Origin of the sequence: Mesorhizobium sp. L103C131B0 (assembly GCF_000502275.1) — a bacterium.
In the GTDB taxonomy this organism is placed as follows: domain Bacteria; phylum Pseudomonadota; class Alphaproteobacteria; order Rhizobiales; family Rhizobiaceae; genus Mesorhizobium.
This window is the reverse complement of the sequence record NZ_AYXC01000022.1, coordinates 20098-38524: the sequence shown is the minus strand read 5'-3', so window position 1 is coordinate 38524 and position 18427 is coordinate 20098. Positions and strand designations below refer to the sequence as shown.

The following is an 18427-nucleotide window of genomic DNA, read 5'->3' as shown; positions in this document are numbered from 1 at the left end:
TGCGCAAAGTTTGACAAATATCGTACGACGATCTGGAAGATGCATCTGGCTGACAGATTCTACAAACCCTGAGTGACGAAATGTCGGGACCGCAAGTCGCTATCGACCTTGGCCGCATCGAGCGCAACGCCCGCACCATCGTCGAGCGCTGCGCGCTGTCCGGCATCAAGGTGTTCGGAGTTACGAAGGGCACATGCGGCATGCCGCAAGTGGCGCGGGCCATGCTGCGCGGCGGTGTTGCCGGCATCGCGGAATCGCGCTTCGAAAACATCCGCCGGCTGCGCGACAGCGGCATCAATGCGCCGGTCATGCTGCTGCGCAGCCCGCCCATGGCGCGCGTCGAGGAGGTCGTGCGCACCGTCGACATCAGCCTGCAGTCGGAACTGACCACCATCCGCGAGATATCGCGCATTGCCGAGCGCATGGGCCGCGTCCACGATATCATGCTGATGATCGATCTCGGCGATCTCCGCGAAGGCATCTGGCCAAGCGACCTGATCCCCACCGTCGAGCAGATCCTGGAATTCAAGGGCGTGCGCATCGCCGGCATCGGCACCAATCTCGGCTGCTTCGGCGCCATAATGCCGACGCCGGAGAACCTTGGCCAACTCGTCGCCCATGCCTACAAGACCGAGCGCCTGTCCGGCAAAAGCCTCGACTTCATTTCCGGCGGCGCCTCGTCGTCGCTGACGCTGCTGCTCGAAGGCAAGCTGCCGCCCGGCATCAACAATCTGCGCGTGGGCGAGGCGATCCTGCAAGGCGGTGTCGAAACCTTTCGCGACGTGCCGTGGCCCGAACTCGAACCCGATGCCTGCCGGCTGACCAGCGACATCATCGAGGTCAAACTCAAGCCTTCGCGGCCGATCGGCACATCCGGCTACGACGCCTTCGGCAACCAGCCGGTCTTCGCCGACGAGGGCGACCGGCTGCGCGCCATCGCCAATATAGGCCGCGAGGACGTGCTGGTCGAAGGGCTGACGCCGATCGCCAAGGGGGTGAGGGTGCTCGGCGCTTCCAGCGACCATCTGCTGCTCGATGTGCAGGATGCCGATCCGCGACCTACCGTCGGCGACAGTGTCGCCTTCCGCATGAATTATGGCGCCATGCTTCTGGCGATGACCTCGGAATATGTCGAGAAGGCGCCGATGCACGACGTCGCGGATTTCTCCGGCCGCAAGATGGTGTCGATCTCGGCCGAACCGGAAGCCGGCGGGATTATCGCCCGCGAGGGAACCGGCGCGCGTCTGGAGGCGATGAATTTCGACGTGGTCGAACTCGCCGACGTCGAGCGGCCGCCCTCGGGCTTGATCCGGCTCGCTGCCGGCGCCGATCGCCGTATCGCCCACAAGGCGCTGACCGCAACGGCGCGCGCGACGCATTCCTTCGGCCTGATCTGGATCGATTCCATCGCCGCCCTGATGCCCGAGTACGAGGAGGCCAAAGACATGCCTGAAGTCTCGGTGCTGGCCCGCGCGCTCGGTCTCGATCACAAGCCCTGCGCACTGCAGCCGCAGCTGTCGCCGGAAAATGTCGTCATCGTCGGCCTGCGCCATGCCGATCCGGCGGAGGCAAGGGTGCTCAAGGATTCGCGTGTCTCGGCCTTCACCATGACCGACATCGACGCCATGGGCATGCGCGACCTCATGCATGAGGCGATCCGCATCGCGACGTCGGGCACGCAGGGCTTTCACGTCAGCTATTCGCCGACGGCGACCGAATTTACCGGCTGGGCTGCGGGCTCGGGCGGGCTGACGGTGCGCGAGACGCATCAGGCAATGGAGGCGATCTCGCTGTCCGGCGGTCTGCTGTCGATGGATGTTTCCGGGCTGACCGCCGGTCTGGAGCCGCGGATCGGCGCCGACGCCATCAACTTCGTCATGTCGGCCTTTGGCAAGCGGATTTTGTGATCAGCCTTGCGCCTCGACTGCCGCGCGCCACGCGGTGACATAGGCCGCCCAGACCGGGTCGGTCTGCGGTTCAGTTCTCTCGCCCTTGCCGTGTGGAACGGACTGATCCGTTGCCAGCAGCGCCGCGCCGATGCTGGTGCCGGTGGCGGCCTCGGAGGCGATGACGATTCGCGCGGTCGCTGCCGCCAGCATGCCGACAAAGAGGCGGTTGCGGGCAAACGGTCCTTCCACGGTGGTCGGGCCGTCGGCGCCGATCAGCTCAAGGCAGGTCGCCGTCATCAGCGCCAGATAGAAGGAGATGGCGGCGAACCGCTCGCCTTTGCTGATGCCCTCGGCACCAAGCCATGCCGCGGCATGGTGCGGGAACGGTCCTGATCCCTGCTGGGTAGAAGGCAAAAGCAGCATCTTTTTTGTCAGAACGGCCAGCACCTCGCTGCCGCTGCAGTCCTGCGGCTTGTCCTTGGTCAGCTGGGAAAACTCACGGCCACCCATGAAACGCGCCGAGGGCACGGGGTCGCCCAGCGCGCTGACATTGACCAGCGTGTCGCGCGCAGCATCGAGCGCAATCTCTCTGCCGCCGACCGCCATCGATACCACCCAGGTGCCGGTCGAGACGACCGAGAAGGGCGGCTCGTCGGACAGAAGATGCGGCAATAGGGAGGCGTTGGAATCGTGCAGTCCGCAGAAAACCGGGGTCTGCGGATCGAGCCCGGTGCGCGCGGCAAGCGCCGGCAGGATCGGGCCGAGCTGGTCCCTGGCCGGCCGCACCGATGCCATCAGCCTGCGCCAATCCAGCCTGTCGACCATCGAGGAAAAGTCCGCCTCCCAAGGGCTCCACAGATCGGTGTGGCAGCCGAGCGAGGTCACCTCATTGGCGGCAACGCCGGTCAGGCGCAGCGCCCAGTATTGCGGATACATCAGCATCGCGGCGGCCTTGGCGAATTCGGTGGGGAAACGCTTCTCAAGCCAGAAGAATTGCGCACCGAGATTGAGGCCGACCGGCAGGCGCGGCGTACCGGTTTTGGCGAAGGGCGCTCGGACAGCGTCATACTCCGCCGCCAGCCGGTCGGGGCCGTCGAACTCGTAGTCAAGCACCGGCAGCACCAGCTCGCCCGAGGCGTCGACCAGCACGCCGGTCGCACCATGCGTGGTGATCGAAATCGCGTCGATACGCTGTTCGCGGTCGAGGCTGGCAAGGCTGTTGAGGATAAACGTCCACAGCGCCTCGACATCGTGATGCGGATAGGGCGCTTGTCGCAGCGGCGCGTTCGCCATGCGGCGCAACCCCACCTCGCTCAGCGTGACGAGATCGACCAGCGCCACCTTGGCGTTGGTCTTGCCGATGTCGATGACGGCGATGTGGCGCAGCGCACTCATGCCATATGGAACATTGTTTCCAGGGGGATGGCCACCGGTTGGTTGTCCGGCCTGGTCTCCATGATGTCGGCCATGTGCGCCCACCAGCGCTGCATCACCGGATACTTCGGCAGGTCGGCCATGCCATGGTCGTCCCGCCGCCACAGCACGCCGAACAGGATGTTGGTGTCTTCATCGAGATGGATCGAATAATCGGCGACGCCGGCCTCTCTCAGCAGCGCCACCAGCGACGGCCAGATCTCATCGTGGCGCTTTTTGTACTCGGCTTTCATGCCGGGTTTGAGCTGCATCTTGAAGGCGTATTTCTCAGGCATCAGCTGTTACCACGCAGCTGTCGCCAGACGATCGGCAGCGCGATGACGAAGATCAAGAGCAGGCCGATGAAGATCGACATGACGATGCCGGGCACGTTGAGCAGGCCGAGGCCGAAGGTCACCAGCCCCATGATAAAGGCGGCGAGCACGACGCCAACAATGCTGCCGGAGCCGCCCAGAATGCTGACGCCGCCCAGCACCACCATGGTGATGACCTCAAGCTCGTAGCCCTGCGCGATGGACGGCCGCGTCGAGCCGAGCCGCGAGGTGATCAGCACCGAGGCGATGCCCGCCATCAGTCCGGTCAGGCAAAACAGGATGAATTTGATGCGGCCGACGCGAACGCCGGAAAACTGTGCCGCGACCGGATTGTTGCCGGTGGCAAAGACACGGCGGCCGAAGCTGGTGCGATGCAGCAGGAACCAGTAGGCGACGGCCGCGATGAGGAAGAGCACCAGTTCGAACGACACCACCCACCAGACGTAACCCTGGCCCAAGAAAGCAAAACTCTCGGGATAGCCTTTGTAGGCCTGATCGCCCAGGATGATGAAGGCGATGCCGCGAAACAGGCTCATCGTGCCGATGGTGACGACGATGGAGGGCAGGCCGAGCCTTGTCACCAGGAGCCCGTTGAAGGCGCCGCAACCGAGCCCGACGACGATGCCGATAGCCACCAGCACCGGCGTGTCGGCGCCGGCCTGCACAGCCATGCCCATCATGGTCGAGGCGAGCGCGATGATGGCGGCGACCGACAGGTCGATCTCGCCCGAAATGATCAGCAGCGCCATCGCGAAGGCGATCAGGCCTTTCTCGGTGAAATTGAAAGTCAGATCCGACAGGGAGTAGGCGTCGAGGAAATAGGGCGAGGCGAAACTGTTGATGGCGAAGATGGCGACCGCCACGACGACCAGCAGCGCCTCCCAGGAAAAGATCGCCGAGGAGAGCGGCTTGTCGAGCCGGTCGGGAATGTGGCGCGGGGCGGGGGTGTCGGTCATGCCGCTTCCGCTTTCCTCAGGATAATCCGCCCCTGCTGACGTTCGCCACGCGCGTTGAGCACGACGGCCAGGATGATGGCGCTGCCTGAAATCGCCATCTGCCAGAAGGGCGAGATGTTGATGACGGGCAGCGCGTTGGAAATGATGCCGAGGAACAGCGCCCCTAACACCGCGCCCCCGACCGAGCCGATGCCGCCGGCAATCGAAATGCCGCCGATGACGCAGGCGGCGATGATGTTGAGTTCATAGCCGTTGGCGACCTCGACCGAGGCGATGACATAACGAGAAATCCAGAGATAACCGGCGAGCCCGCCGATCATGCCGGAAATGCAGAAGACGATGAATTTGGTTCGGCCGACATCGATGCCGGCATAGACCGACGCCGTCGGGTTGACGCCGATGGCATAGATCGAACGGCCAAGCGCGGTTCGCGTCATCACCACGAAGAACAGCGCGATGACCAGTATGGCGATCCAGGACAGAACCGGAATGCCCAGGAAAGCTGCGCGCTGGAAGCCGATGAACTCAGGGCTCATCTTGTCGGCATTGACCCATGCGCCGCCGGACAGGACGAAGGTGGCGCCGCGATAGATGGTGAGCGTGCCCAATGTCACCACGATCGAAGGGATGTTCAGCCGCCACACCAGCAGGCCGTTGATGGCGCCGAGCACCAGTCCGACGGCCAGCGCAATGACGATCAGCAGCGGGATCGGGATCGCCGGATGCGCGGCGTTCAGCATCGCCACCACCATGCCGGTGAAGCACAGGTTGGAGGCCATCGACAGGTCGATCGAGCGGGTCAGGATGACGACCATCTGTCCCAGCGCCAGGATCATCAGGATCGAGGTGTCGTTGAACACCTGGGCGAGATTGCCGGGGTCGGCAAAGGCCGGGAAGCGCGTCGAGATCAGAGCAATCAAAGCGACGATCGCCGCTGCCAGCCAGATCTCGCGGAATTTCAGGAGAGCCTTCATGCCGCGATCCCCGCTGCCGTCCGGACCAGCGTTTCGGCGTCCAGCCCCTTATTATCGTAGACCGCCGCAACCAGCCCTTCGCGCATGACGACGACGCGGTCGGACATGCCCAGAATCTCCGGCAGTTCCGACGACACCATGATCACCGACAGGCCCTGCGCGACGAGCTCGGCCATGAAGCCGTGGACGGCGGCCTTGGAGCCGATGTCGATGCCCTTGGTCGGCTCATCCAGGATGATCACCTTGGGCGCCGTCGCCAGCCATTTGGCGATGACGATCTTCTGTTGGTTGCCGCCCGACAGCGTGCCGACATCCTGGCTGAGCGAGGAGGCCCTGAGGTCAAGCCGCTCGGTGTAGGAGCGGGCGAGCGCGAATTCTTCCGACAATCGCAGCAGGCCGGATTTGGAGGTGCGCTTCAGCGAAGGCAGCGAGACATTCTGGAAGATCGGCAGGCCGATCACCACGCCCTGCTTGCCGCGCTCTTCCGGCACATAGACGATGCCGGCTTCGATGGAATCCGCCGCCGATTTCGGCGTGATCGTCTTGCCTTCCAGCGTGATCGTTCCACCCGATATGCGGGTGATGCCCGATATCGCCTGCATCACCTCTGACCGCCCGGCGCCGACAAGGCCGTAGAAACCGAGGATCTCGCCCTTGTGCAGTTCGAAGCCGATGTCGTTGAATTCGGTCGGGTGCGAAAGGCCAGCGACCGACAGCACCGGCGCGCCGATCTCGGCCTTGCGTTGCGGAAAGATGTGATCGACCGAGCGGCCGACCATCATGCGCACGATCTGGCTCTGGCCGGTATCCTTGATAAGGCCCTCGCCAACCATCTCGCCGTCGCGGAACACGGTGTAGCGATCGGCGATCCGATAGATCTCGTCGAACTTGTGGCTGATGAACAGGATCGCCTTGCCTTCCTCCTTGAGGAATTCGATCAGCAGGAAAAGCTCCTCGATCTCCTTCATCGAAAGGGCTGCGGTCGGCTCATCCATGATGACGATCTGCGCATCGATCGACATCGCGCGAGCAACCGCTACCAGATGCTTGTTGGCGATGCCGAGGTCTTTCAGCCGCGCATCGGCGTTGATATGGCCGGCATGCATGGTGTCGAGCACTTCGCGCGCGTGTTTTCGCATGGTGCGCCAGTCGATGGTGCCTAGCCGCGTGCGCGGCGCATGGCCGAGAAAAATGTTTTCGGCGACGCTCAGATCGTCGAACAGGACGGTTTCCTGATAAATGGCGGTGACGCCGTGGCCGAAGGCGGCATGCGCGCTGGGCAGGGTGACGGCCTGGCCGTCAATGCTGATCGTGCCGGCGTCGGGCTGGTAGATGCCGGTCATGATCTTGACCAGCGTCGACTTGCCGGCACCGTTTTCACCGATCAGCGCCGTAACCTGGCCGGGGTAAAGCGACAGGCTGACATTGTGCAGCGCGCGCACGCCGGGAAAGCTTTTGGAGACGCCGGACAGCGTCAGGCGCGGGGCAGGACCCGTGGGCTCCTCCTTCGCAATGCCGTGCTGGGCTGTCGTGTCCATATCCGTATCAAGCCCTGAAACAAGGTCCGTTTAAAGTCGCGGCGGGATTTTGGTCCCGCCGCGCTTGGTCCGAGACGTCCGAGATCAATAGATCTTGGAGAACTTTTCGATGTTGGACTTGTCGAACTGGAAGGGCGGAGCCATCGCAGCCGAGTTGCTGTCATCGAGCGTGACCTTGCCGACGCGGCCGATCGACAGCGTTGCGCCCGGCTTTGCCTCTTCCTTCTTCACCGCCAGATCATGAGCGAGGTAGACGGCGGAATAGCCGAGGTCGATCGGATTCCAGAGGGCAACCGCCTGGCTGGAACCGTTGTCGATGAACTTCTTGAACTCCGACGGCAGCGCCAGACCCGTGACATTGACCTTGCCGATCAGGTTCGCGTCGGTGACGACCTGGGCAGCGGCAACGACGCCGACGGTGGTCGGCGCGATGATCGCCTTGAGGTTCGGATAGGATTTCAGCAGGCCCTTGGCTTCGTCGGTGCTCTTGGCCGAATCGTCATCGCCGTAGACGGTGGCGACGAGTTTGATCTTGGGGAATTTCTCCGGCAGGATCTTCTTGGCCGCGTCGATCCAGGCGTTCTGGTTGGTCGCGGTCGACGAAGCCGACAGAATGGCGACTTCGCCGCCTTCCGGCAGATAGTCGGCGGCCAGCTTGATGATGGTCTCGCCGATCAGGCCGGTGTCGGACGGGTTGAGATGCAGCTGGCGGCCTTCCTTGGCGACGCCCGAATCCCACGAGATGACGGTGATGCCGCGCTCCATGGCCTTCTTCAGCACCGGCACCAGCGCGTCGGCGTCATTGGCCGAAATCGCAATGGCGTTGACCTTCTGCGCGATCAGCGAATTGACCACTTCGATCTGCGCTTCGGCGGTCGCCTTGGTCGGGCCGGTGTAGATGATGTCGACATCGCCGAGTTCCTTGGCCGCCTCTTCGGCGCCCTTGTTGGCGGCGTCGAAGAAGCCGTTGCCGAGCGACTTCACCACCAGCGCGATCTTGACGTTCTCGGCATAGGCGGCATTCACGAACATGGCGGCCGAGAACGCGGCCGTCACCATCAATTTCTTCAGAAAGCTCATCGTATTTCCTCCCTTGAGCGTTGCATTCCATCGTCGCTGCGGTTGGCCTCAGGCCTGCAGCGAGGATTCTTCCTTTGCCGACTTGCGGGCGACGATCAGCGTCACACCCGCGGCCTCCAGCATGTTGGCTTCGCGATCCTCGATGCCGTCATCGGTGATGACGGTGGCGATGCGCTTGAGCCCGCACAGGATCAGGCTCGAGCGCTGGCGGAATTTCGATGAGTCGACCAGCACCACCAGTTCGTCGGCCTGGTCGATCAGTTTCTGCTCCGCCTGGATCAGCAGCGGGTCGCCTTCCATCAGGCCAAGCGGCCCGAGCCCTTGAGCGCCCATGAACATGCGGCGCGCGTAGAAATTACGCGTCACGTCATTGTCGAAGGGCGAGAGGATGATGTTCTGCTCGCGGTAGATGGTGCCGCCCGACAGCATGACGGTGTTCTTCGAATGCTTGAGCAGGTGCTCGGCGATGGGGAACGAATTGGTGAAGATCGGCATGCGGCGTCCGGTCAGGAAATGCACCATCTGGAAGGTGGTGGTGCCGCCATTGATGATGATCGGTTCGCCGTCCTTGCACAGCTCCACCGCTTCGCGCGCAATCGCGCGCTTCTGCGAAGCGTTAAGCGTTTCGTTGACGGAAAAGGGCCGGCCGGCGAGGCCGATGAACTGCGGTGGCGAGATCGCCTCGGCGCCGCCACGCACGCGACGCAGGCGCTTTTGCACATGAAGAGCCGCGATATCGCGCCGGATCGTCGCCTCGGAGGAGTCCGTCAGGTCGACCATCTCCTGCACCGTCACCACAGGCTTTTCCTGGACGGCGGACAGAATGATCCTGTGGCGCTCTTTTTCGTGCATGGTTCCTCCCTGCATGGTCATGAGGCACTAGAAAACCACCAGTGTCAATCATTTCCGCTCATATAATTTCATTGTGCAGTGCAATATGATCGATCTTGATCGTTTATGATTGACAACCGAGATGCTTGCGTAGACATTTCCGGCAAAATGGACCGCGCCTTTTGCGTCCCAGGGAGGATAATCATGCTCGACAAGCGCTCCGGCTCGCGCCTTGCCAACCTTTGGGACGATGCTAAAGCCAAGGGGCTGAGCGAGCCTGAGCTTCTGGTCTATCGCTCCAACACGCTCGGCTCCGACAAGCGTGTCACCAATTATGGCGGCGGCAACACCTCGTCCAAGATCCGGCAGAAGGACCCGCTCTCTGGCGCCGAAGTCGAAGTGCTATGGGTCAAGGGCTCGGGCGGCGACAGCGCCTCGATCAAGCTGGACGGTTTCGCCACGCTTTACATGGACAAACTGCAGGCGCTGAAAGGCCTTTATCGCGGCGTCGCGCATGAGGACGACATGGTGGGCTATCTTCCCCACTGCACCTTCAATCTCAACCCGCGCGCGGCCTCGATCGACACGCCGCTGCACGCCTATGTGCCGAAGCCGTTCGTCGATCACATGCATCCCGATGCCATTATCGCGATTGCCGCGGCCAAGGATTCCAAGGCGTTGACCAAGGAGATATTCGGTGACGCCATCGGCTGGCTGCCGTGGAAGCGGCCGGGCTTCGAACTTGGCCTCTGGCTGGAGAAATTCTGCGTCGAACACCCCGAGGCCAAGGGCGTCATCCTCGAAAGCCACGGCTTGTTCACCTGGGGCGACACACCCAAGGAGTGCTATGAGACGACGATCTCGGTCATCAACCAGGCGATCGAATGGTTCGAGCGCCGCTCCGAGGGTCTCGCCATCTTCGGCGGCGAAGTCGTCAAATCGCTAGACGCCGCTGAGCGCCGCGCCATCGCGGCGAGACTGATGCCGAGGATCCGCGGCCTGATTTCGGAGAAGAGCCACAAGCTCGGCCATTTCGACGATTCCGCCGCTGTGCTCGAATTCGTCAACTCCAGGGATTTGCGCCCGCTGGCGGCACTCGGTACCTCATGCCCGGATCATTTCCTGCGCACAAAAATCCGCCCGCTGGTTATCGAGTTCGACCCAGCGAAGCCCGACGTCGAAGCCGTGATTGCGCGCCTCGCCGACGATATTGCTGAGTACCGTGTCGGCTACCAGGCCTATTACGACAGCTGCAAGCATCCGGACTCGCCCCCGATCCGTGACCCCAACGCCGTGGTCTACCTGATGCCCGGCGTCGGCATGTTCACCTTCGCCGGCGACAAGGCCACCGCCCGCATCTCTGGCGAATTCTACGTCAACGCCATCAATGTCATGCGCGGGGCCTCGACCGTTTCGTCCTATGTCGGCCTGCTGGCGCAGGAGGCCTTCGACATCGAATACTGGCTGCTCGAGGATTTGAAGCTGCAGCGCATGCCGAAGCCGAAGTCGCTCGCCGGCCAAATCGCGCTGGTCACCGGCGGCGCCGGCGGCATCGGCCGCGCCACCGCCAATCGCCTGCTGCGCGAAGGCGCCTGCGTCGTGCTGGCCGATATCGACGAGACCGCACTTGCCAACGCCAACGACGAACTGGCGAAAGCCTATGGCAAGGACTTCGTCCGGCCGGTGCTGATCAACGTCACCGCGGAGGAGCAGGTGATTTCCGGCTTCGCCCAGACAGCCGTCGAGTTCGGCGGCATTGATATTCTCGTCTCCAACGCAGGCCTCGCCTCCTCGGCGCCGATCGAGGAGACGACGCTGGCGCTGTGGAACAAGAACATGGACATATTGTCGACCGGCTATTTCCTGGTCTCGCGCGAAGCCTTCCGGCTGTTCCGGGCCCAGAAGATCGGCGGCAATGTCGTCTTCGTCGCCTCCAAGAACGGTCTTGCCGCGTCACCCAATGCCGCCGCCTATTGCACCGCCAAGGCGGCCGAAATCCATCTCGCCCGCTGCCTGGCGCTGGAAGGCGCGGAAGCCCAGATCCGGGTCAACGTCGTCAATCCGGACGCCGTGCTGCGCGGTTCGAAGATCTGGACCGGCGAGTGGAAGGAACAGCGCGCCGCCGCCTACAAGATGTCGACCGACGATCTGGAAGAACACTACCGCTCGCGCTCGATGCTGAAGCGCTCGGTGTTTCCCGAAGACATCGCCGAAGCGATCTATTTCCTGGCGTCCGACATGTCGGCCAAATCCACCGGCAACATCATCAACGTCGACGCCGGCAACGCGCAGAGCTTTACGCGCTGAGTTAAGGGCGGAGCGCTTCTCTTCTCCCCGTCACTATACGGGGAGAAGGTGGCCCGAAGGGCCGGATGAAGGGCAGCGCTGACTGAACGCATTGGGAGGAATAGCACTTGTCCGAAACCATCATCGCCGCCGATCTCGTCTCCAGCCACAACGCCCAGCGCAAACCCGACCTCGAGCGCGACTACGCGTCGCTCGGCGAACGCCTCGACCGCCGCGGCATCGCCATCGATGCCATCCGCGACAAGGTCGAGAAATTCGCCGTCGCCATTCCGTCCTGGGGCGTCGGCACAGGCGGCACGCGGTTTGCCCGCTTTCCCGGCGCCGGCGAGCCGCGCGACATTTTCGACAAGATCGAGGACTGCGCCGTCATCAGCCAACTGACACAGGCGACGCCGACCGTCTCGCTGCATATACCGTGGGACAAGGCCGATCCGAACCGGCTGAAGCAGGCGGCCTCGCGCTTCGGCCTCGGCTTCGACGCCATGAATTCCAACACCTTCTCGGATGCCAGGGACCAAAAACTGTCCTACAAGTTCGGGTCGCTGTCGCATGCCGATGCCGGCACGCGCCGCCAGGCGGTCGAGCACAATCTGGAATGCATCGAGATCGGCAAGACGCTGGGGTCCAGGGCGCTAACAGTGTGGATCGGCGACGGCTCGAATTTCCCCGGCCAGGTCAATTTCGCCAAAGCCTTCGAGCGCTATCTCGACGCGATGAAGGAGATCTATGCCGGACTGCCCGCCGACTGGAAACTGTTCACCGAACACAAAATGTACGAGCCGGCTTTCTACTCCACGGTCGTGCAGGACTGGGGCACCAACTACCTCATATCCAAGGAGCTGGGCGACAAGGCCTACTGCCTGGTCGACCTCGGCCACCATGCGCCCAACGTCAACATCGAGATGATCGTGTCGCGGCTGATCCAGTTCAAGAAACTCGGCGGCTTCCACTTCAACGATTCCAAATATGGCGACGACGATCTCGATGCCGGCTCGATCGATCCCTATCGGCTGTTCCTGGTCTTCAACGAACTGGTCGATGCCGAGCTGTCCGGCGCCGAGGGTTTCGATCCCGCCCACATGCTCGACCAGAGCCACAACGTCACCGATCCGATCGAAAGCCTGATGCTGTCGGCGGTCGAGGTGCAGCGCGCCTATGCGCAGGCGCTGCTGGTCGACCGCAAGGCGCTCGAGGGTTTCCAAGACGGCAATGATGCGCTGATGGCGACGCAGACGCTGAAAGCTGCCTACCGCACCGATGTCGAGCCGATCCTTGCCATGGCGCGGCTGAACACAGGCGGCGCCATCGATCCAGTCGCCGCATATCGCGCGGCGGGCTACCGGGCGAAGGTCGCGGCGGAACGGCCGGCGGTTGTGGGCGGTTCAGGCGGGATTGTTTGAGATTGGCTAATCTCCACCACAGGGGGGAGATCAGCTTGCCTCTGCCGGCAGGCGAACATCAATATGTGTTCGCTCATATTGATGATGGACTCGGCCGCTCCATGTAGCTCTTCTAGGCACCGCACTTGGAGCACCGCCATGCCCTTGACCCGCCGGACGCTGATTGGCGTCACCCTTTCGCTCGCAATTGCGCTCGCGCCATCCGGCGCGCTCCATGCCGCCTCGCCACAACCGGCGAAGGGCGAGCACGGCATGGTCGTCACCGCCCAGCATCTGGCGTCGGAAGCCGGCGTCGAGGTGCTGAAGAAGGGCGGCAATGCCGTCGATGCGGCGGTCGCCGTCGGCTATGCGCTCGCCGTCGTCTACCCTAATGCCGGCAATATCGGCGGTGGCGGGTTCATGACCATCCGCTTCAAGGACGGCAAATCGACCTTCCTCGATTTCCGCGAGCGCGCGCCGCTGGCGGCAACCAAGACCATGTATCTCGACAAGGACGGCAATCCGGTGAAGGGCGCCAGCCTTGATGGCTACCTTGCGGTCGGCGTACCGGGTTCCGTGGCAGGGTTCGAGATGGCTCGTGAAAAATATGGCACGCTGCCACGCCAGGATTTGATGGCGCCGGCAATTGCCTATGCCAAGGATGGCTTCATCCTCGACCAGGGCGACGCTGCTTCATTCGCGAGCAATGCCGCACGGCTGGCGAAGGACCCTGCCGCCGCCGCCATCTTCCTGAAGCCGGACGGCAAACCCTATGGCGCCGGCGAGCGTCTCCTCCAGCCCGATCTTGCAGCCTCGCTCGCCGCCATCTCCGAAAAAGGCGCCGACGCCTTCTACAAAGGCGCCATCGCCGACGCCATCGTCAAGGCGAGCGGCGCCAAGGGCGGCATTCTGGCCAACTCAGACTTCGAGCAATATAAGGTACGCGAGCTGCAACCGGTGAGCTGCACCTATCGGGGCTATGAGATCACGTCCTCGCCGCCGCCAAGCTCCGGCGGCGTCATCATCTGCGAAATCCTCAACGTGCTGGAGGGCTACCCGCTGTCTTATCTCGGCGCCCGCTCGGCCGAGACCGTGCATGTCATGGTCGAGGCGATGCGCTACGCCTATGTGGACCGCAACTCGGCGCTCGGCGATCCCGATTTCGTCGACAATCCGGTCTCGAAACTGCTCGACAAGGGTTACGCCAAGGAGATCCGCGACAAGATCGACCCGTTCCGCGCCGGCGTCTCGCAGGATTTGATGCCGAAGGGCTTCGGCGAGTCGAAGGAAACGACGCACTATTCGATCATCGACGATGACGGCAATGCGGTCGCGGTCACTTATACGCTGAACGGCTCGTTCGGCGCCGGCGTGGTCGCGGACGGCACCGGCATCCTGCTCAACAACGAGATGGATGATTTCACCCAGAAGCCTGGCGTGCCCAACCTCTACGGTCTCGTGCAGGGAGAGGCCAATGCCATCCAGCCGAAGAAGACGCCGCTGTCATCGATGAGCCCGACCATCGTCGCCAAGGACGGCAAGCCGTTCATGGTTATCGGCAGCCCCGGCGGCTCGCGCATCATCACCATCACGCTGGAAGCCATCGTCAACGTCATCGACCACGGCATGAACATCCAGGAGGCGATCGACGCATCGCGCATCCACCATCAATGGCTGCCCGACACGATCTATGTCGAACCGTTCGGCCTGTCGCCCGACACTGAAAAACTGCTGGCCGGCATGGGCTACCACCTCGATCTCGCGGATTCTACCTGGGGTCAGGCTGCCGGCATTCTTGTCGGCGGCAAGAGCCTGGCGGAAATCGAGAAGGGCGGCGGCGCCCGTTACAACGGCGCCATCGACAGCCGCGCCGCATCCGGCGAGGCGATTGGCTACTGATCAAAACAAGAGATTGATCAGAGGACGAGCGTAAGCGTCGACCCGACGAGCATCAGCGCCGCGATCACGACGAACGCCGCGTAGATGCGGGGACGGTCGAGGAGCAGCGCATTGCCCGATATCCAGGCCGCGGTTGCGCCGCCAAGCGCAAACAGGAAGCCGTTCCGGTGACCAAAGGTCATGGAAGCGGCCATCAGCCCGCCAATGATCAGCGCGCCGAAGACGATGATCACGGCAACGGCGTATTTCTCGAAGTCGTTGCCGCCGCCCATGGCCGGGCCGATCGCGTTCAAATTGGTCAGATCGTCCGGATCGAACGGGTTGGTCGATCCATATTCATCTTGACCGACAGGTTCTCGCATCATTCATTCTCCGCTGACCGGCAACAAATCATCAACATCTGCCGAGCGCAACCGGATCGCGCCGTGCCGAAGGCCGCCGATGCGGTCTTCAACACTTTCTGATGCCGACTTGCCACGGTTTTTTTGCGCCGGTTCACAAAATCTACCCTGCTTTCGGGTCCACACGCCTGAATTACCTAGAAAATGAATTACCTGGAAAAATCGCTGCGCACGATGCCGTGCCGCTGCAGCTTGTCGTAGAAGGTCTTGCGCGGAATGCCGAGCGCTTCAATCGTTCGCCGGACATCGCCGTCATTGCGGCCAAGCGCCTCGCGGATGACATTGGCTTCATAGCGTTCCAGCCGTTCCGGCAGTGAGCTGGCGTCATCCGGCTCCGCCGGGGCGGAAGGTGGCGCTTGCGCCGCTTCCTCGAGTCCCAGCACGAAACGCTCGGCGAAATGCGCGAGTTCACGCACATTGCCCGGCCAGTCGTGCTGGCTCAGATGGCGGTGCACTGAGGCAGGCACTGCTGGCATTTGCCGGAGGAAGCGGGCGGCTGCACGCTCGGCGAAGTAGAAGAACAGCAGGGCGACGTCGTCGCGGCGTTCGCGCAGCGGCGGGATCGAGATCGTCACCACATTGAGCCGGTAGTAGAGATCCTCGCGGAAGGCGCCGCGCCGGCTGGCATCGCCGAGATCGACCTTGGCGGCGGCGACGACGCGCAGGTCGACCGGCCGGATTTCATTGGTGCCGAGCGGCGTCACCTCGCGCATTTCCAGCACCCGCAGCATCTGCACCTGGGTCGAGGCCGGCATGCTTTCGATCTCGTCGAGGAACAGCGTGCCGCCGCTCGAATGCTCGATCCGGCCGATGCGCTTCTTCTGTGCGCCGGTGAAGGCGCCGGCCTCATGGCCGAACAGCTCGCTTTCGATGACCGTGTCCGGCAGCGCGCCGCAATTCAGCGCCACGAAATTGCCCCTGGCGCGGCGGCTCCAGCGATGCAGCAGGCTCGCCACCACCTCCTTGCCGGAGCCGGTCTCGCCGGTCACCAGAACGTCGACATCGGTATCGGCGATTTGCCGCAGCGTCCGGCGCAATCGCTCCATCGCCAGCGTCTGCCCGATCAGCGGCAGGCCGTCTTGCGCCTGTTCGGCGCTTTCGCGCAAGGCGCGGTTCTCCATCACCAGCCGGCGCTTTTCCGCCGCCCGTGCCACACTTTGCGCCAGCCGGTCGGCGGCGAAAGGCTTGGTGATGAAGTCGTAGGCGCCATCCTTGATCGCCTTGACCGCAACCGCGATGTCGCCATGCCCGGTGACCAGGATGACCGGAATGTCGGCATCAAGCTGCAAGACGCGGTCGAAGAGCTGCAGGCCGTCAATGCCGGGCATGCGGATGTCGGACACCACCACGCCGGGAAAATTGGCGTCGAGCCCGGCCAGCGCCTCGTTCGCCACCGCAAAGGCCGAGACGGAAAAACCAGCGAGTTCCAGCGTCTGCCGCGTGGCCCTCCGCAATTCGCTGTCGTCGTCGATCAATACGACCGGTGCGGTGTCCATCATGCTGCCCTGGCGAGGTGAATGGTAAAGCGCGTGCCGGCCTGGTCGCTCGCCACCTCGATGCGTCCGCCATAGTCGGCGACGATGTCCTGCGAGATGACGAGGCCGAGCCCGAGGCCTTTTTCCTTCGAGGTGTTGAACGGCGTGAACAATGACTTGAGGATGGCAGGCGAAATGCCCGGCCCATTGTCGGCGACGGCAAGCGCCACGCCGTCGGCCGTCTCCTGGGCCGACACCTGCACCCTGGCGCCGTCGCGCCCGTCCAGCGCTTCCAGCGCATTCTGGAACAGGTTGATCAGCACCTGTTCGAGCCGCAGCCGGTTGCCCATCACCTTGAGCGTTACCGGCGGAAGCGTGATATCGAGTGCGTCCAGCCGACCGGCAAAGCGGCTTCTGAGCAGCACCACGGCGCCCTCGATGACGCCGCGCAATTCGACCGGTTCGGCTGCCGTGCGCCCCTTGCGGGCAAAGACCTTCAACTCTTCGGTGATGCCTCCGATGCGCTCGGTCAGCGCGGCAATCGCGCCAAGGTTCTCCTCGGCCGAGGCGGTCTGCTTGCGCTCCAGGAACACTCGCGCATTGTCGGCATAGGCGCGGATCGTCGCCACCGGCTGGTTGATCTCATGCGCGACCCCGGCGGCAACCTGGCCGAGGGTAGCAAGACGGTTGGCCTGCACCAATTCCTGCTGCATGACCTGCAGCTTGGCTTCGGTGCTGCGGTGATCGGTGATCTCGGCCTGCAGCCGGTCGCGCGCCAGGCTGAGGTCATGCGTACGCTCGACGACGCGGCGCTCGAGCTCGATGCGCGCTGCCTGTTCGGCAGCGATGCGCATCTGCGCCGACTGACGGCGCCACAGGAGATAGCCGGCCAGCGCCAGCAACGGCACCACGACGCCCAGCGCCAGCAGCCGCATCTCACGCACCGCAGCCGCGATCGGCGCTTCGACCGGCACGAGATAATCGAGCCGCCATGGCGTCGATTGGACCAGTGTCGAAAGCCTGAGATATTCGGCATCGCTGCCGCCCGGTGTTATCGCATGCACCATCGACACGTCAGGGCTCAATGCCTCGGGGCGTGTGATCGGCAAGGGGATCAGCGGCGCGTTGCCGAATTGCTGGCTGCTCCGGATGGTGGCAGCCACCGGGCCGGTCAGCGGCGCGGTGGTCATGAAGCGCCAGGACGGCACGCTGGTGATCAGCACGACGCCGTGGTCGTCGCTGACATAGGCCGGCCGGTTGGCCTCATGCCAGTCGGCTTCAAGCTGGTCGAATTCCATCTTAACGACGACGACGCCGAGCGGTGCCGCCGCATTGCCGACGCGACGCGAAATATAGAGGCCCGGGCGCTTGCTGATGTTGCCCAGCGCAAAATATTCGGCCGTTCTCGATTGCATGGCGCCGGAGAAATAGGCGCGGAAACCATAGTCGTTGCCGACGAAGCTGGTTGTTTCGCGCCAGTTGCTGGAGGCGATCGCAAACCCGTCGACGCCGGTGACGTAAAGCACCGAAGCCTTGGTGCCGGAGACCAGCCCTTCGAGCTTGCGGTTGAGCACGTCGATCGTGACAGCGCCCTTGTTCTGCAGGGCGTCATGCACCTGCTGGTCCTCGGACAAGAGCAGCGGCAGCGCCCGCGGGCTTTCCAGCACGGCGCGCAGCAACGCAACCTTCAGATTGGCATCGGTGCGGCCTTGCGCCGCCAGTGCCGCGACCTCGGCGCGGCGCGCGTAGAGGCCGGCGCCGGTGAGCGCCGTGGCAACGATCACCAGCGCGATCGCCGCAAACAGCAGCCAGGCGCGACGCGCGCGTTTGCCGAGTTGCTCGGGCGTCGGCGACAGGACCGCGGCAGGGCGTTGCAGCATTCCCTATTTGTGCATGATTTCGCACAAAGCACAATTCAGTCATGCGGATGTCCGCACTTGCGTTGAGCGG

Annotated in this window: 14 protein-coding genes; 4 read left to right on the top strand and 10 right to left on the bottom strand. The window is 63.3% G+C overall.

Translation table 11 applies throughout. The features are described 5' to 3' along the window. The first annotated feature begins 80 nt into the window (after positions 1-80). Positions 81-1907, top strand: coding sequence for an alanine racemase (locus X730_RS139025; protein WP_023827391.1), 1827 nt, complete (start codon positions 81-83; stop codon positions 1905-1907). Here X730_RS139025 and X730_RS139030 read toward each other — a convergent pair whose 3' ends face one another. From X730_RS139030 to X730_RS139060, 7 genes are all read right to left on the bottom strand, one after another. Continuing rightward, positions 1908-3284 (bottom strand): FGGY-family carbohydrate kinase, encoded by a 1377-nt coding sequence (locus X730_RS139030; protein ID WP_023745311.1) that lies wholly within the window; start codon positions 3282-3284, stop codon positions 1908-1910. It abuts the gene before it with no gap. After that, a complete protein-coding gene (rhaM, locus tag X730_RS139035; protein WP_023827390.1) occupies positions 3281-3598 on the bottom strand; it encodes an L-rhamnose mutarotase in 318 nt (105 codons plus the stop codon). The genes X730_RS139030 and rhaM overlap by 4 nt, the downstream gene beginning before the upstream one ends. After that, positions 3598-4593: an ABC transporter permease gene (locus X730_RS139040; protein ID WP_023827389.1), complete on the bottom strand. Its 996-nt coding sequence runs from the start codon at positions 4591-4593 to the stop codon at positions 3598-3600. Before X730_RS139040 ends, rhaM begins: the two co-directional genes overlap by 1 nt. Beyond that, positions 4590-5567 (bottom strand): ABC transporter permease, encoded by a 978-nt coding sequence (locus X730_RS139045; protein WP_023699531.1) that lies wholly within the window; start codon positions 5565-5567, stop codon positions 4590-4592. The genes X730_RS139040 and X730_RS139045 overlap by 4 nt, the downstream gene beginning before the upstream one ends. Continuing rightward, positions 5564-7105 carry a sugar ABC transporter ATP-binding protein gene (locus X730_RS139050; RefSeq protein ID WP_023827388.1) on the bottom strand — a complete coding sequence of 514 codons (1542 nt, stop codon included), beginning with the start codon at positions 7103-7105 and terminating at the stop codon, positions 5564-5566. The genes X730_RS139045 and X730_RS139050 overlap by 4 nt, the downstream gene beginning before the upstream one ends. Before the next feature lie 84 nt (positions 7106-7189). Further along, complete coding sequence (gene rhaS, locus X730_RS139055; RefSeq protein ID WP_023669661.1) at positions 7190-8185, bottom strand: rhamnose ABC transporter substrate-binding protein; 996 nt, start codon at positions 8183-8185, stop codon at positions 7190-7192. 48 nt (positions 8186-8233) lie between these two features. After that, positions 8234-9037 carry a DeoR/GlpR family DNA-binding transcription regulator gene (locus X730_RS139060; RefSeq protein WP_023669662.1) on the bottom strand — a complete coding sequence of 268 codons (804 nt, stop codon included), beginning with the start codon at positions 9035-9037 and terminating at the stop codon, positions 8234-8236. A 183-nt stretch (positions 9038-9220) separates the two neighbouring features. Here X730_RS139060 and X730_RS139065 point away from each other — a divergent pair, with 183 nt between their 5' ends. The 3 genes from X730_RS139065 to ggt all read left to right on the top strand — a co-directional run bounded on the left by X730_RS139065 (position 9221) and on the right by ggt (position 14601). Next, the gene (locus X730_RS139065; protein ID WP_023736114.1) at positions 9221-11323 is read left to right on the top strand and encodes a bifunctional rhamnulose-1-phosphate aldolase/short-chain dehydrogenase; all 2103 of its coding nucleotides are present in this window, start codon (positions 9221-9223) and stop codon (positions 11321-11323) included. Positions 11324-11430: 107 nt separating this feature from the next. Beyond that, entirely contained in the window at positions 11431-12723 is a 1293-nt protein-coding gene (rhaI, locus tag X730_RS139070; RefSeq protein ID WP_023669664.1) for an L-rhamnose catabolism isomerase, read from the top strand. 138 nt (positions 12724-12861) lie between these two features. Continuing rightward, positions 12862-14601, top strand: a complete 1740-nt coding sequence (ggt, locus tag X730_RS139075; protein WP_023669665.1) for a gamma-glutamyltransferase — start codon at positions 12862-12864, stop codon at positions 14599-14601. Positions 14602-14618: 17 nt separating this feature from the next. Here the strand turns inward: ggt and X730_RS03815 are convergent, their stop codons facing one another. The 3 genes from X730_RS03815 to X730_RS139085 all read right to left on the bottom strand — a co-directional run bounded on the left by X730_RS03815 (position 14619) and on the right by X730_RS139085 (position 18357). After that, positions 14619-14966 (bottom strand): hypothetical protein, encoded by a 348-nt coding sequence (locus X730_RS03815; RefSeq protein WP_032885862.1) that lies wholly within the window; start codon positions 14964-14966, stop codon positions 14619-14621. A 185-nt stretch (positions 14967-15151) separates the two neighbouring features. Further along, entirely contained in the window at positions 15152-16501 is a 1350-nt protein-coding gene (locus X730_RS139080) for a sigma-54 dependent transcriptional regulator (RefSeq protein WP_023827387.1), read from the bottom strand. Then, positions 16498-18357 carry an ATP-binding protein gene (locus X730_RS139085; RefSeq protein WP_023816202.1) on the bottom strand — a complete coding sequence of 620 codons (1860 nt, stop codon included), beginning with the start codon at positions 18355-18357 and terminating at the stop codon, positions 16498-16500. Before X730_RS139085 ends, X730_RS139080 begins: the two co-directional genes overlap by 4 nt. Positions 18358-18427: the final 70 nt, after the last annotated feature.